This is a genomic window from Gymnodinialimonas sp. 202GB13-11 (assembly GCF_040932485.1).
GTDB classification, from domain to species: domain Bacteria; phylum Pseudomonadota; class Alphaproteobacteria; order Rhodobacterales; family Rhodobacteraceae; genus Gymnodinialimonas; species Gymnodinialimonas hymeniacidonis.
In genome coordinates this window covers 2,345,606-2,367,029 of the sequence record NZ_JBFRBH010000001.1, presented here as the reverse complement: position 1 = coordinate 2,367,029, position 21,424 = coordinate 2,345,606, and the positions used below count along the sequence as shown (strand labels likewise).

Annotated in this window: 24 protein-coding genes; 11 read left to right on the top strand and 13 right to left on the bottom strand. The window is 61.4% G+C overall.

From position 1 onward, the window contains the following. Window positions 1–6: 6 nt before the first annotated feature. Together V8J81_RS11845 and V8J81_RS11840 are read left to right on the top strand one after the other, a co-directional pair. Entirely contained in the window at window positions 7–786 is a 780-nt protein-coding gene (locus tag V8J81_RS11845) for a type III pantothenate kinase (RefSeq protein WP_368475953.1), read from the top strand. After that, on the top strand, window positions 783–2,459 hold the full coding sequence (locus V8J81_RS11840; RefSeq protein WP_368475952.1) for a ribonuclease J: 1,677 nt from the start codon (window positions 783–785) through the stop codon (window positions 2,457–2,459). Before V8J81_RS11845 ends, V8J81_RS11840 begins: the two co-directional genes overlap by 4 nt. Window positions 2,460–2,514: 55 nt before the next feature. Here V8J81_RS11840 and V8J81_RS11835 read toward each other — a convergent pair whose 3' ends face one another. The 9 genes from V8J81_RS11835 to V8J81_RS11795 all read right to left on the bottom strand — a co-directional run bounded on the left by V8J81_RS11835 (window position 2,515) and on the right by V8J81_RS11795 (window position 10,027). Beyond that, on the bottom strand, window positions 2,515–4,305 hold the full coding sequence (locus V8J81_RS11835) for a DEAD/DEAH box helicase (RefSeq protein WP_368475951.1): 1,791 nt from the start codon (window positions 4,303–4,305) through the stop codon (window positions 2,515–2,517). Between the two features lie 163 nt (window positions 4,306–4,468). Continuing rightward, a complete protein-coding gene (locus V8J81_RS11830; protein WP_368475950.1) occupies window positions 4,469–4,930 on the bottom strand; it encodes a hypothetical protein in 462 nt (153 codons plus the stop codon). Window positions 4,931–4,964: 34 nt separating this feature from the next. Further along, on the bottom strand, window positions 4,965–5,570 hold the full coding sequence (locus V8J81_RS11825) for a hypothetical protein (protein ID WP_368475949.1): 606 nt from the start codon (window positions 5,568–5,570) through the stop codon (window positions 4,965–4,967). 100 nt (window positions 5,571–5,670) lie between these two features. Further along, entirely contained in the window at window positions 5,671–6,840 is a 1,170-nt protein-coding gene (locus V8J81_RS11820; protein WP_368475948.1) for a hypothetical protein, read from the bottom strand. Further along, window positions 6,768–8,378 (bottom strand): peptide chain release factor 3, encoded by a 1,611-nt coding sequence (locus V8J81_RS11815; protein ID WP_368475947.1) that lies wholly within the window; start codon window positions 8,376–8,378, stop codon window positions 6,768–6,770. The genes V8J81_RS11820 and V8J81_RS11815 overlap by 73 nt, the downstream gene beginning before the upstream one ends. 48 nt (window positions 8,379–8,426) lie before the next feature. Next, window positions 8,427–8,735, bottom strand: a complete 309-nt coding sequence (locus V8J81_RS11810; RefSeq protein WP_368475946.1) for a hypothetical protein — start codon at window positions 8,733–8,735, stop codon at window positions 8,427–8,429. Continuing rightward, window positions 8,725–9,009 (bottom strand): invasion associated locus B family protein, encoded by a 285-nt coding sequence (locus V8J81_RS11805; protein ID WP_368475945.1) that lies wholly within the window; start codon window positions 9,007–9,009, stop codon window positions 8,725–8,727. The genes V8J81_RS11810 and V8J81_RS11805 overlap by 11 nt, the downstream gene beginning before the upstream one ends. A 159-nt stretch (window positions 9,010–9,168) precedes the next feature. Further along, a complete protein-coding gene (locus V8J81_RS11800) occupies window positions 9,169–9,504 on the bottom strand; it encodes a hypothetical protein (protein WP_368475944.1) in 336 nt (111 codons plus the stop codon). 187 nt (window positions 9,505–9,691) lie between these two features. Further along, window positions 9,692–10,027 (bottom strand): hypothetical protein, encoded by a 336-nt coding sequence (locus tag V8J81_RS11795; protein WP_368475943.1) that lies wholly within the window; start codon window positions 10,025–10,027, stop codon window positions 9,692–9,694. Between the two features lie 189 nt (window positions 10,028–10,216). Here V8J81_RS11795 and V8J81_RS11790 point away from each other — a divergent pair, with 189 nt between their 5' ends. Beyond that, window positions 10,217–10,585 carry a SnoaL-like domain-containing protein gene (locus V8J81_RS11790; RefSeq protein WP_368475942.1) on the top strand — a complete coding sequence of 123 codons (369 nt, stop codon included), beginning with the start codon at window positions 10,217–10,219 and terminating at the stop codon, window positions 10,583–10,585. On the opposite strand, the gene V8J81_RS11785 is transcribed toward V8J81_RS11790, so the two are convergent. Then, window positions 10,582–11,571 carry a Hint domain-containing protein gene (locus tag V8J81_RS11785; RefSeq protein WP_368475941.1) on the bottom strand — a complete coding sequence of 330 codons (990 nt, stop codon included), beginning with the start codon at window positions 11,569–11,571 and terminating at the stop codon, window positions 10,582–10,584. The genes V8J81_RS11790 and V8J81_RS11785 overlap by 4 nt on opposite strands. Window positions 11,572–11,692: 121 nt before the next feature. On the opposite strand from V8J81_RS11785, the gene V8J81_RS11780 reads away from it, so the two are divergent. Together V8J81_RS11780 and V8J81_RS11775 are read left to right on the top strand one after the other, a co-directional pair. Next, entirely contained in the window at window positions 11,693–12,472 is a 780-nt protein-coding gene (locus V8J81_RS11780) for an SDR family oxidoreductase (RefSeq protein WP_368475940.1), read from the top strand. A 101-nt stretch (window positions 12,473–12,573) separates the two neighbouring features. Further along, window positions 12,574–13,695 (top strand): YhaZ family DNA alkylation repair protein, encoded by a 1,122-nt coding sequence (locus V8J81_RS11775; protein WP_368475939.1) that lies wholly within the window; start codon window positions 12,574–12,576, stop codon window positions 13,693–13,695. Window positions 13,696–14,143: 448 nt separating this feature from the next. On the opposite strand, the gene V8J81_RS11770 is transcribed toward V8J81_RS11775, so the two are convergent. Continuing rightward, the gene (locus V8J81_RS11770; RefSeq protein WP_439649890.1) at window positions 14,144–14,368 is read right to left on the bottom strand and encodes a helix-turn-helix transcriptional regulator; all 225 of its coding nucleotides are present in this window, start codon (window positions 14,366–14,368) and stop codon (window positions 14,144–14,146) included. Continuing rightward, a complete protein-coding gene (locus tag V8J81_RS11765) occupies window positions 14,369–14,788 on the bottom strand; it encodes a hypothetical protein (RefSeq protein WP_368475938.1) in 420 nt (139 codons plus the stop codon). It abuts the gene before it with no gap. 152 nt (window positions 14,789–14,940) lie between these two features. Here V8J81_RS11765 and V8J81_RS11760 point away from each other — a divergent pair, with 152 nt between their 5' ends. The 5 genes from V8J81_RS11760 (at window position 14,941) to V8J81_RS11740 (ending at window position 18,655) form a co-directional block, all read left to right on the top strand. Then, window positions 14,941–16,020, top strand: coding sequence for an ABC transporter ATP-binding protein (locus tag V8J81_RS11760; RefSeq protein ID WP_368475937.1), 1,080 nt, complete (start codon window positions 14,941–14,943; stop codon window positions 16,018–16,020). Between the two features lie 121 nt (window positions 16,021–16,141). Then, complete coding sequence (locus tag V8J81_RS11755) at window positions 16,142–16,378, top strand: twin-arginine translocase TatA/TatE family subunit (RefSeq protein WP_368475936.1); 237 nt, start codon at window positions 16,142–16,144, stop codon at window positions 16,376–16,378. A gap of 32 nt (window positions 16,379–16,410) precedes the next feature. Then, window positions 16,411–16,944, top strand: coding sequence for a Sec-independent protein translocase protein TatB (gene tatB, locus V8J81_RS11750; protein ID WP_368475935.1), 534 nt, complete (start codon window positions 16,411–16,413; stop codon window positions 16,942–16,944). Continuing rightward, complete coding sequence (tatC, locus tag V8J81_RS11745) at window positions 16,941–17,816, top strand: twin-arginine translocase subunit TatC (RefSeq protein ID WP_368475934.1); 876 nt, start codon at window positions 16,941–16,943, stop codon at window positions 17,814–17,816. The genes tatB and tatC overlap by 4 nt, the downstream gene beginning before the upstream one ends. Continuing rightward, window positions 17,813–18,655 carry an ATP-binding protein gene (locus V8J81_RS11740; RefSeq protein ID WP_368475933.1) on the top strand — a complete coding sequence of 281 codons (843 nt, stop codon included), beginning with the start codon at window positions 17,813–17,815 and terminating at the stop codon, window positions 18,653–18,655. Before tatC ends, V8J81_RS11740 begins: the two co-directional genes overlap by 4 nt. Before the next feature lie 3 nt (window positions 18,656–18,658). Here V8J81_RS11740 and V8J81_RS11735 read toward each other — a convergent pair whose 3' ends face one another. Continuing rightward, window positions 18,659–19,888: an alkane 1-monooxygenase gene (locus V8J81_RS11735; protein WP_368475932.1), complete on the bottom strand. Its 1,230-nt coding sequence runs from the start codon at window positions 19,886–19,888 to the stop codon at window positions 18,659–18,661. 142 nt (window positions 19,889–20,030) lie between these two features. Here V8J81_RS11735 and ftsY point away from each other — a divergent pair, with 142 nt between their 5' ends. Next, window positions 20,031–21,419, top strand: a complete 1,389-nt coding sequence (gene ftsY, locus V8J81_RS11730; protein ID WP_368475931.1) for a signal recognition particle-docking protein FtsY — start codon at window positions 20,031–20,033, stop codon at window positions 21,417–21,419. Window positions 21,420–21,424 lie beyond the last annotated feature (5 nt).

Here is a 21,424-nt window from a genome sequence, read left to right as displayed (position 1 = left end):
GCGCCCATGCTCCTTTGCATCGATTGCGGCAACACGAACACGGTTTTCTCGATCTGGGATGGGGAAAGCTGGCTGTGCACGCTGCGCACGTCCACCCATCATTCGCGGACGGCGGATGCCTATTTCACGTGGTTCTCCACGCTGCTTGGCCACTATGGGATCGACCCGAAGATTGACGACGTCATTATCTCATCCACCGTGCCGCGCGTGGTCTTCAACCTGCGCGTCTTCTGCGACCGTTTCTATGGCTTGCGCCCGTGGGTGGTTGGCAAACCCGACTGCGCCCTGCCCATCGAGCCACGCGTGGATTACGGCACGGGAGTGGGGCCTGACCGCTTGGCCAACGCCGCCGGCGCATTCGCGCGTCACGGCGGCGATTGTGTCGTGGTGGATTTTGGAACGGCCACGAATTTCGACGTGGTTGCTGAAGATGGTGCCTATGTGGGCGGCGTGATCGCGCCGGGTGTGAACCTGTCGCTGGAGGCATTGGCCCTTGGCGCGGCCGCGCTTCCCCATGTCGACATCACGAAACCAGAAAAGGTGATCGGCACCAATACGGTCGGCTGCATTCAATCCGGCGTTTTCTGGGGCTATATCGGCCTGATCGAAGGCATAACGGCACGGATCAAGGCCGAATACGGCAAGCCGATGAAAGTCATTGGCACCGGCGGCCTCGCCCCCTTGTTCGCCCAAGGGGAGCTGCTATTTGACACCATCGAAGACGACCTCACCATGTACGGCCTGACGGTCATTCATAAATATAACAAGGAAAACACCCCCTCATGACAGACCGGAACCGGCTGATGTACCTCCCCCTCGGTGGCGCGGGGGAGATTGGGATGAATTGCTATGTCTATGGCTATGGGCCGGAAGGGGCAGAGCGGTTCATCGTGGCCGATGTGGGTGTTGCCTTCCCCGATATGGACGGACAGCCGGGTGTAGACCTGATCCTGCCCGATGTCGCTTGGCTGGAAGAGCGGCGTGACCGCATTGACGGTATCTTCATTACGCACGCGCACGAGGACCACGTGGGCGCGGTTGGGCACCTGTGGAACCGCCTGCGCGCGCCGGTTTACTGCCGGACTTTCACGGCGATCCACGCCACGCGCAAGATCGAGGAAGCGGGCCATGACAGCGCCATGGTCAAGGTCGTCGGCGCCTACCCTGAGGTGGTTGAGGCCGGCCCCTTCCGCGTATCCTTCGCGCCGGTGTCGCATTCGATCCCCGAAGCCTCGGCCCTTGTGATTGACACTGACGCGGGCAGGGTCGTGCATTCCGGTGACTTCAAGATCGACCGTGATCCTTTGGTTGGTGAGGCGTTCGACGAAAACATGTGGGCGGAGATCGGCGCCCAGGGTGTGCTGGCTTATGTCTGCGACTCCACAAATGTCTTTAACCGCAATCCGGGTCGCTCGGAAAGTCAGTTGCCGGAGCATATCAACGCACTGGTGGCACAAGCCAGCGGTATGGTCGTGGCAACAACATTCGCGTCCAACATCGCGCGCGTGAAGACGCTTGCTGAGGCTGGTGCAGCCGCAGGCCGTTCGATCTGCCTGATGGGCCGGGCGATGCAACGGATGGTGAAGGCTGGTGTGGAATCAGGCGTGTTGACCGATTTCCCGTCGACTTTATCGCCCGAAGACGCGCTGGATGTCCCGCGTGAGAACCTGATGTTGATCGTGACCGGATCGCAGGGCGAACGCCGCGCAGCGTCAGCGAACCTCAGCCGGGGTAAGTTCCTGGGCCATGAGTTGAAGGACGGCGACACGTTCCTGTTCTCGTCCAAAACCATACCCGGCAACGAAGTGCCCGTCGCGCACATTCAGAATGCACTGGCTGAAATCGGTGTTGAGATTGTCGATGACAACAGCGGCTTCTACCACGTCTCGGGCCATGCCAACCGGCCCGATCTGGAAGTGATGCACGATGTGCTGAAGCCCCAAATCCTGATCCCCTGCCACGGAGAATTCCGCCATATCCGCGAACATGCGCGGCTCGCGGCGTCGAAGGGCATGGCGGGGATCGTCGCGCCCAACGGCTCGGTGGTGGAGCTGTCGGGCAACGCGCCGGGTGTCGTGGAATATATCGAGACAGGGCGCACCTATCTGGATGGCGAGGCCTTTGTCGGTCAGTTCGACGGCGTGATCCGCGAGCGGATGAAGATGGCGCTGAACGGCATGGTCGTCGTGGCTTTGATAGTCGATGAAGGCGACGAAATGCTGGAAGATGCCTGGGTGCAGCTGAAAGGCCTGCCCGAAGTTGGTTCCTCCGGCGCGCCGCTGCAGGAGTTGATCGAAGACGACATCGCCAAGCTGCTTCCGCGTCTGGATGCGAAGGTGATCGAGGATGACGACAAGCTGGAGGAGTCGATCAAGCGGGTCGTGCGCCAGACCTGCAATCAGGAGATCGGCAAAAAGCCCGAACTTGCACTTCTGGTGAGCCGGTTAATGGCTGAGTGAGTCTGCACCGCACGTAACGAAAAAAGCGCCCCACATTCAGGGGCGCTTTTTTTGTTCAATCCTCAGGGCTTGGTGCCGGAGCTTCGGCCTCCGGCGTTTCAGCCTCCGCCTTCTTCTTGCGTGGCGCACGCTTTCGTTTGGGTTTCTCAGCCTCCTCAGGCGTGGGTTCAGCCGCGTCTTCGGCCGCAGGCTCCTCGACCTTCTTGCGGCGACGGCGCTTGGGCTTTTCCTCTGGGGCCGGCGCTTCGGCTTCCGGCGTTTCGGCTTCAACCGGCGTTTCTTCAGCCGGGGCCTCCTCTGCCTTCGGCTTGCGTGACCGGCGACGCTTGGGCTTTTCTTTCGGGGTTTCTTCGGCCTCAGTTACCGGTGCCTCAACGGCCTCCTCTTCCTCCAGCTCCTCGGTCAGGTCACGGGCGGGACCGCCGCGACGTTCATCGAAACTAAGCGAGATGAAGTCCGGCGTGTGCTCGCCCATGCCGACAACCTTGGGCCCACGATCCCTGTCGCGTCCGCGCCCACGGCCACCGCGTTCGCGGCGGGGGCGGTCGTCGGATTTGGCTTCCGGCTGTGCCTCGGCCTCCTGCGCTGGCTTTTCCTCAGACCGTTGTTCCTCGTCGGAGTTGCCCCGACCACGGCGGTTGCGGCGTGGCTTGTCTTCAGTCTTTTCGTCATCACGCTTCCGGCGTGCGTCTTGCACTTCCATGGGCGGAACACTACGCGGAATGGGCTGTTCGATCAGGTTCTCAATCGCGCCGAGATACTTTTCGTCAGCAGGAACGCTAAGGGTTATCGCAACACCGGTCTTGCCGGCGCGGCCCGTGCGGCCAATGCGGTGCACATAATCTTCGGCATGGCTCGGCACGTCATAATTGATGACATGGCTCACGTTCGGGATGTCGAGGCCCCGCGCGGCCACATCGGAGGCGACCAGTAAGGTGATGGAGCCGTCGCGGAACCCATCAAGCGTGCGCATCCGGTGGGATTGGTCGAGATCACCGTGGATCGGTTCGGCGTTAAGACCGTGCTTTTTCAAGGATTTCGCAACGATATCCACATCGACCTTGCGGTTGCAGAAGATGATCGCGTTGTTGAACGCCTCGCCCTCTTTTTCGATGCAGGCACGCAGCATGTCGCGCTTTTGCTTGGCGGCCATGTCACGGCGGGTCGGTTTGAATTCGATCAGACGCTGTTCGATCGTGTCGGACGTTGTCGATTGGCGCGCGACTTCGATCTTGGCGGGGTTCGACAGGAAGGTGTTGGTGATCCGCTCAATCTCCGGCGCCATGGTGGCCGAGAAGAACAGGGTCTGCCGGGTGAACGGCACAAGGCCAAAAATGCGCTCGATATCGGGGATGAATCCCATGTCGAGCATCCGGTCCGCTTCGTCGACAACCATCACCTTCACGTCATTCAGGATCAGTTTGCCGCGCTCGAAATGGTCAAGCAGACGGCCGGGCGTGGCGATCAAAACGTCGACGCCTTTATCGATTGCGGCCTCTTGCTCCTTGAAGGATACGCCGCCGATCAACAGCGCCTTGGTCAGCTTCACATGCTTGGCGTAAACGTCAAAGTTTTCAGCGACTTGCGCGGCGAGTTCACGCGTCGGGCACAGAACCAGCGACCGTGGCATACGCGCGCGGGCGCGGCCACGGGCCAGCATCGTGATCATCGGGAGCGTAAAACTGGCAGTCTTGCCGGTGCCGGTTTGGGCGATCCCGAGAACGTCGCGCCCTTCGAGCGCGGGCGGGATGGCACCTTCCTGAATAGGTGTGGGGTTTTCGTAGCCCGCCTCGGCGATCGCTTTCTGCACTTTGGGATTGAGCTGAAGCTCTGAAAAGGTCGTCATATGCGTCCAATCTGACCGACCGATGGGTCGGAAGGGTGATGGAGCGCATGATACCTGGTCGCGCTCCGCGAAGGGCCTGGCGCGGACCGCCAAAGCTCAATGGCACATAGGCCATTGGCGCGCAGAGGTCAAACAGGCGCAGCGCCGATTGGCCCGGGCCGCGCTATTCCGGCAACGCGCGAAACAGGGTGGCAGGGACCCGGATGTTAATGGCGTCGCTTGTGCCGATCAGACGTGCGGTCAGGCCCGTCGCGCGCACCTCCTGAAACAGCGCATCGGACAGCAGGATCATGCCCACTGCATTGTCGCGGCAATGGCCGTGGGTGCACCCATCCAGCCGCCGGTGCGTAGCTGTGAATGGGAGGGCCGTGCCGCCATTCCATGCCTCAGACATGCGCAGGCGATGCACGCCGTCGCGGCGTTGCCCGATCACGAGGGCACGGGTGCGCGCGCCGTTTTGAGTGAAATCGATGACGTGGCCCATCAGAACATGATGGGGATGGTCGGAAATAGCGATCTGTTCCGTGAAATCGCCCTGTGCCCCAAGCGCGGGCGAGCTCAGCGTGCCCGATTGCGGCGTGCAAGCTGCACAGAAGAGAACCAGGAATAGGGCGAGAATACGCATAGCCGCAATCTGCCCTGAATTGGTTAACCGATGCCTAACCTAATGGGGCGGGCGCGGCTGTCAGGTGCAGTTTTGGGCGATAGCCGTGTCGCAGGATCTCGATCAGACTTGGCGGAGTTAGGGCTTCCGCAGGGCCGTCCATGCGCGGTTTTGGGGGACGGTAGCCATTAGGCGTGTAGGGCAACAGCGCATCTCCCATCACCAGCATGGGGCGTTCATCCTGCAACACGAACGCCCCATCCGGCATATCTTGCAAACGCACCGAATGCAGCCGTTTTTCCCGCCCATTCAGCCGTTCGCCGTGCAATATCTGGTCCATTTCGCCCGCTTTCAGGCCGCCCCAATGCGCCTTGAACTGGTTGTAATCGGCTCGCCTGCAATAAGCGCAGGGGCGATGCCCGGCTGAAAACGCCACGGCCTCGTCCAGGAAAAACAGCTCGGTCCAGGTGCGAGGTTGCGCGACCGGGCGCCTGCGGCCTCGAAACTCCAAAACGCATGTAATCCAAGCCTTTAGCGCCCATTGGCGATTGGTCATCCGACCGTCGCGATCCACCAGAATGCCGCGATTGCCGGTGAGGGTTCCCCGGGCCGGGTCGGCGACAATCTGGCCCGTGGGCAGAACGCGGTTACGCAATGGCATGGGAAACAATCCTTCACTGGCCCAGAAATTGTCCCGCTTTTTGACGTATTTCAACGAACAATCGGCACGTTCGGCAGCGAATGTTCCCATACGCAAAACACTAAGAGCAGAAGGACGTAACAAGTGACACGGAGTTTGAGTGATTTTGGGGGGCATGCTTATGTGCAGGTCTCGTTCCCCCGCAGCCTTGATGAGATCCCCACATATTTGGCCAACCTTGATCCCATGACAGCTGGCCTGATCCTGCTGGCGGGCTGTGCCGCATTTCTGGTTTGGGCTGGTTCTGACCGCGAACGCTCCGCGCGCCGGGCGCGAAGCCGATCCGGGCGCGGTGTGACATTGCCGCCGGGTATGGTCCCGAAGGACTACATTGATCCGACAGGTCGCGCCGGTCGGCGGTAATCAGAGACTTGAGAAAACATACCTGTCCGGGGTCACGCCCTCGGGCAGGTTTTTCTTTTGGGGTTATGCACCAGGCTTGACGCCGCCGCCGCCGGTCGCGCATTCGGCGAAGTCGAAGGAAAACGCCGCGTGGGTCACCGAGAATGTCGGGGATCAGGCGGCTAACCAATGCTTCGGCGACACGATCGCCGGACGCGCGTTTCCAGATGCGGGTCGCGACGGATCGATCCAGATCGCCGGAACCGACGGCAAAGGCGTCGAGATCAAGCGGCAGGCGCGCGGGCGTGCGTTTACCGCCAAACAAATCCTCGGGCGCGGTGCCTGAGAAGAGGCGCTCGGATTCATACAGCTTCATCATGTCGGCTAGCATGGCGAGTTCTGCCCCGGTGATCCGGCTCACTTCGGTCGGGCCATATTCGGCCAAGGTCCGGCAGGACGAAATCAGCCAGCGCGCATCGTGCAAATCGGCGAGGTCATCGGCGTGGGCGGCCCAAAGTCGCGCGAAAAGGCCTGGGATGTGCGCGGGTGGATTGCGCCGGCGCAAGAGGGCGATCAGACGGGCGTTCAGCAGCAATAGCGCGGGCTGACCGGCAAAGGCGCGGGCGAGGTTGTGCGATTTCGCGGCAAAATCGCTGGCGGGGGCGGGTTCTTTGGGGCCATCGGCCGGAGGGACCGTTTCGTGCAGAAGGGCTGCGAGATCGGAGTCGGCGGCGGGGACCGCGTCACCAAGCACGGTGAAGGGGGCGGTCGCCTCCTCCTCCAGCTTCAGCCAGGTGCGGATGGACGGGCCGGCGGTCAGACCATCAGCTCCTTTGTCGCTGACAAGGTCACGTCCGGGTAATCGCGTTCCACCCGGTCGATGTCCCATTGCAGGCGTGTCAGGTAGACTGGATCACCGTCATTATCCTCGGCGATGTGCTGCTTGTTGGCGGCGGCGAATTTCTCGACCGCTTCTTTCGGGCCATGGACCCAGCGGGCAGAGGTGAATTGCGACGCCTCGAAGCGTACGGGCAGGCCGTATTCCAGCTCAATCCGGCTGGCGAGCACTTCGAATTGCAGCGCGCCCACGACGCCAACGATGAAGCCCGAGCCGAAGGTCGGTTTGAAGACCTTGGCCGCGCCTTCCTCGGCAAACTGCATCAGGGCCTTTTCCATGTGCTTGGCCTTCATCGGATCGCCCGCACGGACCGATTGAAGCAGTTCAGGTGCGAAGGAGGGGATGCCAGTGAAGCGCAGCGCTTCACCCTCGGTCAGCGCGTCACCGATGCGAAGCTGGCCATGATTCGGGATGCCGATGATGTCCCCGGCCCAGGCCTCTTCCGCCAATTCGCGGTCGCTCGCCAAGAACATGACGGGGTTGGAGATCGCCATCGGCTTCTTGGACCGCACATGGGTCAGTTTCATCCCGCGGTTGAAATGGCCGGAGGCGAGGCGCACGAACGCGACGCGGTCGCGGTGCTTTGGGTCCATATTGGCCTGCACTTTGAAAACGAAACCGGCGACCTTCTTTTCTTCGGGCGCGACTTCCCGGGGCTCGGCGTTTTGCACCTGCGGTTCCGGCCCATATTCGGCGATCCCGTCCATCAGTTCCTTCACGCCGAAGGAGTTGATCGCGGAGCCGAACCAGATCGGCGTCAATGTGCCCTGGCTGAAGGCGGTCGCGTCCATGGGGGGCAGAAGCTCCCGCGCCATCTCGACCTCTTCGCGCAGCTTGGCGAGCAGGTCTGCGGGGATGTGTTGCTCAAGCGCGGGATCATCTAGGCCGTTGATGGAAACCGACTCCGCCACCTTGTTGCGGTCGGCGCGGTCCATCAGTTCGAGCCGATCGTGGATCAAGTCGTAGCAGCCGAGGAAGTCGCGGCCCACGCCGATGGGCCAGCTTGCAGGCGTGACGTCGATGGCCAGGTTTTCCTGAATTTCGTCAATGATCTCAAACGTATCCCGGCTTTCGCGGTCCATCTTGTTACAGAAGGTCAGGATCGGCAGATCGCGCAGGCGGCAGACCTCGAACAGTTTCTGGGTCTGGCTCTCCACGCCCTTGGCGCCGTCGATCACCATGATCGCGGCGTCCACGGCGGTGAGCGTGCGATAGGTATCTTCCGAGAAGTCGGAGTGGCCAGGCGTGTCGACCAGATTGAAGCGGTAGTTCACGTCCGGTGTGGCAAAGTCGAAGGACATGGCCGAGGCGCTGACGGAGATGCCGCGGTCTTTTTCCATCTGCATGAAGTCCGACCGAGTGCGGCGTGCCTCGCCTTTGGCGCGGACCTGACCGGCCATCTGGATGGCGCCACCGTAAAGCAGGAACTTTTCGGTCAGCGTGGTCTTGCCCGCATCTGGGTGCGAGATGATCGCGAAGGTGCGGCGGCGCGCAATCTCGGGCGGAAGGGTGGGGCGATTGTCCAACATGAGCGCCCGTATATTGAGAGCGGCCAGTCGGGACAACGCCCAAGTGCCTTAGCCCATGCCGGTATCGGACGGCTCGCTGTCGGCGCAGCCATATTGGCGGGTGCCGGGGATTTCGTTGCCGCTGGCGTCTTCCTCGTACCAATAGAACCAATCATCATCTTCACAGAACACGGGTGGATTGGCCGTTGTTCCGCGCGGCTCTCCGGGGGCGCGCAATGTGGGGGCAACTGGTAGCGGAGCATCGGGCAGGGCCCGGATCTGCGCCTGTGCCGAGATAGAGGTCGGGGCCATCGGCAAGGTAACCGCGCAGGCCAGCGCGATCACCCCGCCAATCCGGCGATTTACCTTACCCGTCATCGGGCAGGCATTCGGTCTGGATGGTGCCGGTAATTTCATTCCCGTTTTCGTCCTCTTCCCACCACTGGAGATATCCAGCCTCGCCACAAATGACATCCCAGGCGCTTGTGCCAGTGGGCGTTTGCGGGCCTTGGGTGCGGCTATCCGGCAATGCGCCAGCGGTCAGGCCACGCACGGTGGGTTCAGCGGGTTGAACGCGCAAGGTTTGGGCCGAAGCCAGAGCAGGGGTCAGCGCCAGTACGGCGCACAGGGTCAGTTTCGTGATGCGGGTCATCGTAAGGTTCCTTCAGGTGTTAGGGCGATGATCCCGTTTCCCGAGGCCAGTTTGTGACCATGGGGCGACACTGGGAATGGTGGCATTCCCGACTGGTCAGCAAGGATCCGCCAAGAAAATGCCCGCCCGATTAAGGGCGGGCCGGAATGGTCGTAGCGATCAGCGGAAGACCACGCATTCGCGCGAGAATGACGTGGGAATTGGATGGCCATCTGCGTCCATCTCAAACGACACGCGCAGCTCGCCATTGGGACATGGATCGGGCGCGGTGTTCGCGATGTAACCGTCGCCACCACCATGGCTGACGGCACCGCCGCCGCCACCACCACCACCACCGGTCGGGTTGGGGGCAAAACCGCCGGGCTCCCACGGGTCGGGGCCATTGCCGCCGGGGGCGAAATCAGTTGCGCCATCAAAGGCAACGGCAGGGACAGCCGTGAAAACGACGGCGGACGCGATCAGAAGATGCGACGCAAAGGTCTTGAGGTTGGTCATTGAAATGCTCCGAATAAAAAGGTGTTTTTGCGAAAAAATACTCGCACCTTAGGTATACGGGGCAATCACGGGGCCGTGATATGGTGGGTTTCCTGACTGGTCGGCAGGGACTTGCCGAATGGCATTTCGACGGGTTGGCGCGATTGGCCCGCCCCGAAGAAGCAGGCCATTTCAGCATTTCCGTGTCTTACCGCAGGGCAACACATTCCCGCGAGAAAGAAGTCGGGATCGGATGATTGTCATCGTCCATTTCGAACGAAACCTGCATCTCACCGTTCGGGCACGGATCGACAAAAGCCGTTCCGATCAAATTGTCGCCGCCTACATGGGCAGGCTGACCTGTGCTGTTTCCGCCCCCATTGCCACCGCCGTTTTGCGGAGGAGCAATGTCACCCGGCAGATCGAATTGTGGGCCGGGATCAAAGTCAGGTGCCTGAATATCGAGCGCTGCAGTAGGGGCCGCGATGGTCAAAGCGGCGGCGAAGGCAATAAGGGTTTTGGTAGGTTTAATCTCGAGTTTCAAAGTAATTATCCTTTATAATGATATGCGTGCCTATGAATTGGCAGGGCGGTGTTTAGGCGCGTTCACAGAACCGTGAAACTACGGAAATCCTGACATCGTCTGTCAGGAGCCTGTCTTGATCTTGATGACAAAAGGCCGGAAATCGCGCATCATGTGAACATTACATGAACATCAATAGGGAGTGAGAAGATGAGTCTATCTGATATTGCCAATACCTTGGTGGAGGCCTGCCGCACCCAGAACGAGGCCTCGCTGCTCGAAAACCACTACCACCCCGACGCGGTCTCCGTCGAAGCGGCTGATTTCTCAGGCATGGGACGTGAAACCAAGGGCGTGGACGGCATCAAAGGCAAACACGAGTGGTGGGTCAGCAATTTTGAGGTCCATGGCGGCGATGTGCAGGGGCCGTTCCTGCATGGCGATGACCGGTTCGCGGTGATCTTTTCCATGGATGTCACCAAGAAGGCATCGGGTGAACGCTCGCAGATGAGCGAGGTTGCAATCTACCACGTCGCCGACGGCAAGATCGTTCGGGAAGAGTTTTACGGAACCGCCTAGAGTTTCCCCTTCGAGGCGCGCGACAGGCGTTCAACCATGTCACTGGCCTCTTCATTGATCTCCAAGGCCGCGGCGGACGCTGCGGCCGCGGTCCCGGCCTCGATGGCCAGATCTTCTGGCAAAAGGGTGCGGGTTTGGCCCGTCACCAGAAGCGATTCCACGGCTATGCCTTCGGCGTAGATGATCTCATGCCCGTCAAAGACGATCTGGTAGCTGTCCACATGGCCCCCGGCCTCGCGTACGACCGTGTCGCCGTTCACGAGCAACTCTGCCTTTACCATGACCTCGGCACGGCCTGTGCCGAGTTCGTCGTTGCGCTGCCAGATGAACAAGCGGTGCTGCGGCGACAAACGCAAATCGCGAGAGGTGTTGAGCGTACCTTCGGTGATACGCACGGGCGCCGCAGCGCCAACGGCCCGGCGGGTCTGGAAGCCGATCCAGCGGATCGCTTGCGGGCCGTGATCGCGGGTCAGAAGCACGTCGCCGACGCTGAGAAGCTCGACCGGGACCTGCTTGCCATTGGCCATCGTCAGATGTGTGCCGGCCAGGAAGCTGACGGACGCGATGTCCGCGAACCGTTCGGGGGCGGAGGCCGTTTCGGTGCCGACAAGTTCGTATTCCGTGTCGGGCTTGAGGTCCGAAAGCGGCAGAACGTGCAGGCTTTCGTTGGCGTCCGAGGTCAAAGTCAGGATCAAGACCTCCACGACTTCGCCCGACGGTCCCATGAGCATGTGACAGGCCGAAATCGCCAGCGGATCGCCTGCATCGCCCACGGCAGACCCATCGGCCACGCAAGGTTGATTGCCTGCACCTGCATCCGAGATGGCAAGATGCGCGGCACTGGCGGCACCGGCAAGGCGGTAGACATCGCCGGGAAGGGCCGCATCTTCCAGCCCGATCCCGTCGCCCACATTCGCCCCGGCCACAGCGCGCAGGGCGGCTGCGGGGAAGGTCTGGAACCTGAGCAGGGGGGGATGGCTGGCCATAATCGTCCTCGGGATCGTGTGCGAACGGTTAGACAAGCGCTGCGCGGAGGGGTCAAGGCTGGTGGAGAGATGGGGCCGCTGCTAAGGCTTAAGAAATTGGATCAAATCGGGGGAGGTCGAGATGGATCTTGGAATTTCAGGAAAGCGGGCACTGGTTTGTGCCTCATCAAAGGGCTTGGGCCGGGGCTGTGCCGAGCAGTTGGCGGCAGCGGGTGTGAATCTGGTGATGAATGCCCGTGGGGCCGAGGCGCTGGAAGAGACGGCGCATGCGATCAGCGATGAATACGGCGTGGAGGTTGTGGCAGTGGCTGCTGACATCACGTCGGAAGAGGGACGCAGACAGGTTCTTGAGGCGGCAGGCGCCGTGGACATCCTGGTGACCAATGCAGGCGGGCCGCCGCCGGGCCTATGGTCGGATTGGGGGCGGGAGGATTTCCTGGCCGCGCTGGATGCCAACATGCTGACGCCGATTGCCCTGATGACCGAAATCATGCCGAAGATGATCGACAAGGGCTGGGGCCGGGTTGTGAACATCACCAGCCAATCGGTGAAGGCACCGATCCCGCAGCTGGGGCTTTCCAATGCCGCGCGCACCGGTCTGACCGGTTACGTGGCGGGCACGGCGCGGCAGGTGGCGCCGTTCGGGGTGATCGTGAACAACATGCTGCCGGGGATCCACGCGACGGACCGGGCGATCCAGCTGGACACCGGCGTATCGCAGAAAGAAGGCATCTCGATGGACGAGGCCAAGGCCCGGCGGGAGGCGACGATTCCGGCGCGGCGCTATGGGACTCGGGCCGAGTTCGGGGCGATGTGTGCGTTCCTGTGCTCGGAACATGCGGGGTTCATCGTGGGGCAGAATATCCTGTGCGATGGCGGCGGGACGAACGCGACTATCTGATCTTGCTCACGCGTGAGCAGAGGGGTTAAGGCTTTGAACGGAAACGAAATACCGATTTTCGTTCAGCTTTTGCTAACCATGAATTTCCGGGAGGGACCGCCATGGCTGAGCGCTTTTCGCTGAAGGATCATCTGTTCAACGCGGAGACGATTGCGCAGTTGGCGGTGGAGTTCTCGGCGCTGCCGGGATTTGATGCGGAGGCGTTCCAGGCGGAGGTTCTGAGCGGGTTCGCGGAGCGGGAATTGCTGGACCGGCTGGAATGGATTGCGGATTGCCTTGAGCCCCGGTTGGCCGCGGACTTCCCAACGATGGCCGACCAGTTGGAAGCGGCGATGCCCGCGCGGCTGGACCCGACCTTGCGCGACGATGATTTCGGGCAGTTCATCCATGCGGTGCCCGGTATCCTCGCCGTGCGACACGGGTTGGAAGACCACCGCGACCGGGCGCTGGACCTGCTGGAAGAGGCAACGCAGCGCTTCAGCATGGAGTTCTACATTCGACCCTTTCTCAACCGCTGGCCCGACGAAACCATGGCGCGGCTAGCCGATTGGGCGGGGCATGAGAATTACCATGTGCGGCGGTTGGTGAGCGAGGGGACGCGGCCGCGCCTGCCCTGGGCCAAGAACATCACGATTGATCCGATGGCGCCTTTGCCGTTTCTCGACCGGCTCCACGCCGATCCGACGCGGTTCGTGACGCGGTCGGTCTGCAACCACATGAACGACCTGAGCCGGGTCGATGCGGGACGGGTCATGGATGTGATCGACGGCTGGCGCGCGCTGGGCAGGCAGGACGCCAAGGAGTTGAAGTGGATGACAAGCCATGCGCTCCGCACGCTGATCAAGCAGGGCGATGCGCGGGCGATGGAGATGCTGGGCTTTTCGGCAAAGGCGCAGGTGGATGTGGACCGGTTGGAGATGATCCCGCCGGACCCTGCGATCGGCGACAAGGTGGTGGTTGAGATTGAGCTTTCAGCGGCGGAGGAGACGCCGGTTCTGGTGGATTATTCGATTGGGTTCACTCGGCCCTCAGGCGCGGTGAGTGACAAGGTGTTCAAGGTGAAGCAGGGCGTTGTGAAGCCCGGCAAGCCTTTGAAGCTGAAGAAAACGCAGGTGTTCAAGGGCGATGCCACGACCTATTCGCTGGTGGCGGGGCCGCATGAGCTTTCGTTGATGGTGAACGGAGTGGTGCGCGAGAGGTTGGGATTTGAGCTGCGGGGGTGAAGGGTTGCTGATCGTGACCCGGATCTTGTGACCCATGCCGGGGTCAATAGACCAAGACCGGCGTGATCGCGAAAAGGGCTACGGCGATCACGAACGAGCGCATCAGCCCTTTCTCTTTTTCCGCGAATTGGCTTCTGAGGATCCGTCCAACGATTGTGGGATCCAAGATAATCAGGACGAATAACCTCAGGGCGAGGAAGAGGCCACCAGCGAGGGTCAAGAAGGGCAGTATTGCGTAGAGCAGTCGCAGAAATGACCAAATGACATCCAATGCGTGCACCCTTTCCAATCCTGATCCGATTTGTCGGGTGAGCTAGCGAGCAAATACGGCGCTTTTGAGGACGGCTGTTTGTTGTGGTGTTGATATGAGAGACCGCGTTGAGGTGGTTTGGTGCAACCGTTTTCGAAATCGGTTGCTTCCGCGCGTTCGAACGCGCTTGGTGCAGGCTTAAGGGTCTTCCGGCTCCCACCCGAAGACATCCTCGATGCCGACACCGAATTGCCGAGCGATCAGAAACGCACGCTCAAGGCTTGGCGAGTAATGGCCCTGCTCGATGGCGATGATGGTTTGGCGGCTGACCCCGATGGCTTTGGCGAGGTCGGCCTGGCTCATCGCGCCATGGGCCTCGCGCAGCGCGCTGACACAATTGGTGATGGGTGGCTTCTTTTTCACTTACCCGATTTCCCGGCGATGCAAGAACAGAACAACGAGCAGTTTCGCCAGTTCGGTCACCGCCACGACTGCAAGAATACCGTTGACGAATTGGATCGGATTGAGCGGGGCGAATGCCAGCCAAGCCAGTACGAGGAGACCGACATAGATGGTAAGTACGCCGATCCCTTCGGACTGCCGTTCGATTTTTTCCTCGCGTTCATCGGGCAAGAGGGGCGCGCCCTGGCGCTTTTGCATTACAAGTGCACCGGCGAAGGAGGTGACAATGGTCACGCCGATGATGACGCCGAGGCGGACGAACATCTCAGTCTGGGTCGAGGGGGCCACGCCGAACAGGCCGAACACGGTCCCGAAGTGCCAGAGCACAACGATGAGAAATCCAATCGTCATCGCATTCGAAAACCTCAGATAGCTGGTCATGGCATCCTCATATGTCAAAAATCTTTGACGTGTATCTAGGTAGGTCTTTTGGCGATGTCAAATATTTTTGACACGACCTATGCGAGGCTTGGCGCTGGCAAGGGAACCTGTTACCTGCCATATCCGATTGAAATGATCGGACTTCGCCTGACGTGACCGCCCCCCGCCTGCAAATCGAACATGCCTGCGCCCATTTTGATGGGCGGGAGGTCGTGTGCGGCGTCGACCTGACGGTGCGCGCAGGGGAGATCCTGTGCCTGTTGGGGCCGTCGGGCTGCGGCAAATCCACGACGTTGCGGATGATTGCGGGGATCGACCGGCCAAGTCGGGGTCGGATTTTGGCGGATGGAGAGGTTCTGTCGGATGGCGACATTCACCTGCCGCCGGAAGCGCGCGGCGTGGGGCTGATCTTTCAGGATTTCGCACTGTTTCCGCATCTGAGCGTGGCGCAGAACATCGCGTTTGGCCTGCGTGGCAGTGGCGTAGATGTCAAAAAGCGCGTTGACGAGTTGCTGGAGCGGGTGGACCTGGGCGGATATGGCGACAAGCCGCCGCACATGCTGTCGGGTGGTGAGCAGCAGCGGGTTGCGCTGGCCCGTGCGCTGGCGCCGCGTCCCCGGATCATGCTGATGGATGAGCCGTTTTCGGGCCTCGACAACCGCTTGCGCGACGGGATTCGGGACGAGACGCTGGCGCTTCTGAAGGAAGAGGGCACGGCGGTGGTGCTGGTCACGCATGAGCCGGAAGAGGCGATGCGGATGGCCGACCAGATTGCGTTGATGCGCGATGGGGGCGTGGTTCAAACGGGTGCGCCGTATAACATCTACACTTCGCCTTGCGACAAGGATGCGGCGGCGTTCTTTAGTGATATCAATGTGATAACGGGCGAAGTTCATGGGGCGTTGATTGATACGGCCTTCGGGCAGTTCCTTGCGCCCGGCGTGCCCGATGGCGGCGAGGTGGAGATCGTGTTCCGCCCGCAGCATGTGAAGATCGACTTCGACCGGAAGGGCAAGGGGCCCAACCCGACGCCGCAGGACGGTGTGCCAGCGCGTGGCGTGGTGGAGCGGGCGCGGTTCATGGGGCACGAGAGCCTGGTGGAATTCCGCATGGACTTTGACGGATCCATGCTCAAAGCCACGGTTCCCAACGTTTTCCTGCCTAAACCCGGCACAGCATTGTGGTTAACGATCCGCCGGGATCGCTGTTTTGTGTTTCCAAATCGGAATTGAAGGCCGGGAAATGCGTTTTTGGGCTTTGATCTGACGGCCCGAGACCATACCTATGCATGGGAATTAAAGACAAACGTGTGCCGCGCGCCCCGTTCGTGCGCGTGCCCGAGGGAGAAAAGCAATGCTCAACAATATCGGACCGGCTGGTCTTATCCTGATCGCCATCGTCGTTCTGGTCCTGTTTGGTCGCGGAAAGATCGCGGGCCTGATGGGGGAAGTCGGCAAGGGGATCACGGCATTCAAGGATGGTGTGAAGTCCCCTGACGCCGATGAAATCGAAGACGCCACGGAAACCGCAGACGCGGCCACGGCGCGCGACGTGACGCCCGAAGAGCGCACCGAACGCGACAACGCCTAAACCCCGGAGTTTGACGGCGAGGGGAATGGCCTATGCCTGACATTGGCATGATGGAGATGCTGGTCATCGGGATCGTGGCGTTGATCGTCGTGGGCCCGAAAGACCTGCCCAAGATGTTCCGCAAACTGGGGCAGATGACGGGGCGTGTCCGGTCGATGGCCAAGGAGTTCTCCAACGCGATGAACGACGCGGCGGATGAGACCGGCATGTCTCAGATGAACCGCGACCTGAAGGCGGCGGCGAAGTTCACCAACCCCAAGGCTATGGCCAAGGATATGATGGGCGACGTGATGGATGACATCGACCCGTCGAAGTTCGAGGAAGGCAGCGCGACCCGTGCGATCGCCGAGAAGAAAGCCGCAGCCCAAGCCGAAACACGCGAGCGGATAGCCGCCATGAAGGCGGAGCGGGCAGCGGAAACCTCGGACGAGCCCGAGGAAGCGTCTGCTGATGCCACACCCGAAGAGCCTACTTTCGTGGCCGATGCCGATGCGCCGGAAGGTCCGGTCAAGGTGATCCAACCCGCTGATCCCGGCCCCGCCAATGTGGAGCCTGAACGCTCATGAGCGACGCGCCCAACACGCCAGAGGAGGAGCTGGACGACAGCGCCGCCCCGCTGATCGAGCATCTGGCCGAGTTGCGCACCCGGCTGATCCGCTCCGTCATGGCTTTCATCGTCGGCATTGTGGTGATGTTCGTGGTGGCAGAGCCGGCCTACAATTTCATCCTGGAGCCGCTGCGCGACGTTCTGGAAGAGCTGAACCTGCCGACGCAGATCGTCTACAATGCGCCGCAGGAATATTTCTTTGTGTTGGTGCGTATTTCGATCATCCTGGGCTTTGCCGTTTCTTTCCCGGTGATCGCTCATCAGCTTTGGCGGTTCGTGGCGCCCGGCCTCTACAAATCGGAAAAGAACGCCTTTCTGCCGTTCCTGTTCGCCTCACCCTTCCTGTTCATGCTGGGCGCGAGCTTTGCGCATTTCGTGGTGACGCCGCTGGCGATGCGCTTTTTCATCGGCTTCGCTGACGCGATCCCGGCATTCGCCGCCTTCATCACTGGACAGGAATTCGTGCCGTCCGAGAACAGTAATGAGCTGCAGACTGTCTTCCTTGGTACAGCCAAGGATTCACTGGACCTGTCACTGAAATTCATCTTCGCCTTCGGCCTGTGTTTCCAATTGCCTGTGGTCCTGACCCTTATGGGCAAGGCTGGTCTTGTGAGTGCCGAGGGTCTGGGCAATGTGCGCAAATGGGCCGTTGTCGGCATCCTGACGCTGGCCGCGCTTGTGACGCCGCCGGACGTGATAACGCAGGTGATCCTATTCACCGTGGTCTACGGCCTTTACGAGATCTCCATCCAACTGGTCCGCTGGGTCGAACACGCCCGCAACAAACGCCTGCGCGCTGAAGGTGTGCTGGGTGAGGACGAAACCCTTTGAACGATAAGTCGTTGGAGCGGATTGCCGAGGCGCTGGAGCGCCTGCGCCCGCCGTCTGCGACTGCCCCGGATTGGACCGCGGCCAGCGCCTTTGTTTGGCACGCTGAGCCCGATCATCTTGAGCCCGTAAATTCCGTCAACCGCGTCCCTCTGGACCTGCTGCACGGCATCGACCGGTCCCGCGACACGTTGATGGCGAATACCCGCCAGTTTGCCGAAGGGCTGCCCGCGAACAATGCGCTTTTGTGGGGCGCACGGGGGATGGGGAAATCATCGCTGGTGAAGGCCGTGCATGGGGCGCTGGAAGGCGATTTCCCGAGGCTGAAGTTAGTGGAGATCCAGCGTGAAGATTTGCCGTCGATTGGCCGCTTGCTGGCGCTTTTGCGCGGGGCGGATGTGCGCGCTTTGCTCTATTGCGATGACTTGTCGTTCAGTCACGACGATCAGCACTACAAGAGCCTGAAGGCGGTTCTGGATGGCGGTGTGTCGGGGCGGCCCGAAAACGTGGTCTTCTATGCCACGTCAAACCGCCGCCACCTGATGCCGCGCGACATGATCGAGAATGAGCGCGGATCGGCGATCAACCCGTCGGAGGCGGTGGAAGAAAAGGTCTCTCTCAGTGACAGGTTTGGCCTGTGGCTGGGCTTCCATGCCTGCGATCAGGACGCGTACCTCACGATGATCCGGGGCTATTGCGCTGCCTTTGGCGTTGCGATTTCCGACGAGGACTTGCGTGCGGAAGCCATTGAATGGCAGGCCACGCGCGGCTCCCGCTCTGGCCGAGTCGCCTGGCAATACTTCACCGATCTGGCTGGACGGCGCGGTGTGGCGCTTGGCTGAGGCCTAGCGCGTGGCGGCCCGGATTGCTTGCAGCATGGCGTCCGTTTCAGGGTCGTCGGAGAGCGGCGCGGCCTCAGGGGCCTCCTGCTTGGGTACGACCGGGCTGTTGGGGGCCGCGTCTTGCGGGTTGGCGGTGACGGGCGCTTGAGTGGGTTCAGGCGCGGACTGCGCGGCAGGTTTGGGCGCCAGATGGGCGGCCTGTGCCGCCTCCATCACCTTCAGCGCGCGCTTGTCCATCATTCGGTGCCAGGCGGTTGGCACGGTGGCGATCATGGCCATGATCGGCATCGAAAAGGGCAGGGTGGGCACCTGTGCCTCGGTGTCGAGACGCTCATAAGGCTGGTCGGGGTGCATGTGATGCTCGGAATGGGCCGGGGCGTTCATCATCAGGTAGGAGGAGAAGCCCTTCGGCGCGTTCCAGCTGTGATGGGCAGCTACTGGTTCAATACGCCCATTGGGCAGGATCAAGCGTTGCAGGCCGTAGTGCTGAACGTAATCCGACATCAGGATCTGTGCGCCGGTGAGCGCACCAAGCCCGATCAGCACCAGAAGGCCGCCAAGGCCCGCGCCCGTCAGCACCGCGATCACAGTCAGCAGCGCGCCGCCAAGCCAGAGCCAATAGGGGTTGGAGATATGGTTCGGCCCGTGGCCCTTGCGATCGAGCCGTTCGATCTCCTGCACAATCCCGGTCTCGAACGAGCCACGCCAGGCACGGGGCAGGTAGGCCCAGAACGACTCTCCCGGAAGCGGTGTGTTCGGGTCCTGTTCGGTGCCCACATGGCGGTGATGGACGAGCCGGTGGGCCGAGACATGGTGGCCGAACCCAACAGAGGTGTAGACCGCCGCGCCAAGCGCCTTGAAGATGGGGATGCGGCGATGGATCAGCTCATGCGCATTCGGGTGGCTGACCTGGCCGAAGAAGCTCGCCGTGGCGAGGAACAGCGCGATGCTTTGCCCGAAGGTCAGGCTGGCTGAGCCCAGGGCCGTGCATGTGGCAATGAGAACCAGAAGGTGCCCAACGCCGAGGCCGAAGGACAGCGTATCGGACCAGGGCAGCGTCTCTTCCTCTGGTGCGGGTGTTTTCGGAGGCTCCAGCAGCCGGTCGGCCACGGCGGCCACGATCGTCAGCCAGGCCAGCGCGATCCAGGCGAACCCACCCCAAGCTGTTGCGGCAAGCAAGAGCAGGAACATCGGCGGCAGGGTTATGGCGGCGTAACGGGCGATGACGGGCATCGTGGGGTCCTTTGGGTCGGTCTGCGTGCTGTGCACGCGTCTACCATGACAATCGGGCGAAAGAATGGCGGTTTTGGCGGGCCTTTCCAAGCGCGCTTTCGGGTATTAGGTGGGTTGGGTCAGGCAAAGATATAGGGTGCCCATGTCCTTTTTCCGCAAATTGAAGGATCGCATGTTCAAATCGTCGTCGAAGCTCGACGAGGGGTTGGATGCGATTATTGAAGAAGGTGCGGTTGAAGAGGAGGCCGTAGAGGAAGAAGAGTTGCGCGCGGCGGAGGCTGTGGCAGATATTCCTGAGCCTGAGCCTGAGCCTGAGCCTGAGCCTGAGCCTGAGCCTGAGCCTGAGCCTGAGCCTGAGCCTGAGCCTGAGCCTGAGCCTGAGCCTGAGCCTGAGCCTGAGCCTGAGCCTGAGCCTGAGCCGGTTGAACCGCCTGTACCGGTTGAAATGCCGGAACCGGAGCCCGCCCCGGTTGAGGCGCCCGCGCCTGCGCCCGTGGAGCAGCCGATCCCCGCGCCGGACCCGATGCCTGAACCTGCGCCCGTTGAAATGCCCGCCCCCGCGGTCGATCCGGCCCCCGCGCCCACACCCGTGGAATTGCCACCCATCGAATCCGTGGCGCCCGACCTGACAGAGGCCGCGCCTGCAAAGAAGCCCGGCATTCTGGGTCGCCTCATGGGCCGGACGTCCGAGCCGAGGCGGGCGCTGGATGACGATATGCTGGAGCAGCTGGAAGAGCTTCTGATCACCTCCGACATGGGCGTCGACATTGCATTGCGTGTGACCTCGAACATGGCCGAGGGGCGGTATGGCAAGCTGATGTCTGCCCGTGAAATCAAGGAGTTGCTGGCCGAAGAGGTCGCGCGGGTGATGGAGCCTGTGGCGCGGCCTTTGCCGATTTACCCAAAGAAGCCGCAGGTCGTGCTGGTGGTGGGTGTGAACGGGTCGGGCAAGACGACGACCATCGGGAAGCTTGCCAGCCAGTTCAAGGCGGCGGGCAAGAATGTCGTGATCGCGGCAGGCGATACATTCCGCGCCGCAGCCGTTGAACAGCTTCAGGTCTGGGGTGAACGAGCCGGCGTGCCGGTGCTGACAGCGCCAGAAGGCTCAGACCCGGCGGCACTGGCGTTTGACGCGATGACCAAGGCCGAGGCCGACGGTGCGGATCTGCTGATGATCGACACGGCGGGACGGTTGCAGAACCGTGCCGACCTGATGGAGGAGCTGGCCAAGATCGTCCGCGTGATCCGCAAGAAGGACCCCGACGCGCCACACAATACTCTGTTGGTGCTCGATGCGTCCACGGGCCAGAACGCGCTGAGCCAAGTGGACCTCTTTGGTAAGATGGCGGATGTATCAGGGCTGGTGATGACCAAACTCGACGGCACAGCGAAGGGTGGCGTGTTGGTGGCGCTGGCAGATAAGTTCGGCCTGCCCATTCATGCAATTGGCGTGGGCGAACAGATTGATGATTTGCAACCCTTTGATCCCCAAGAATTTGCAGATGCCTTGGTTGGTTTTGACCGTTCCTGATTTTC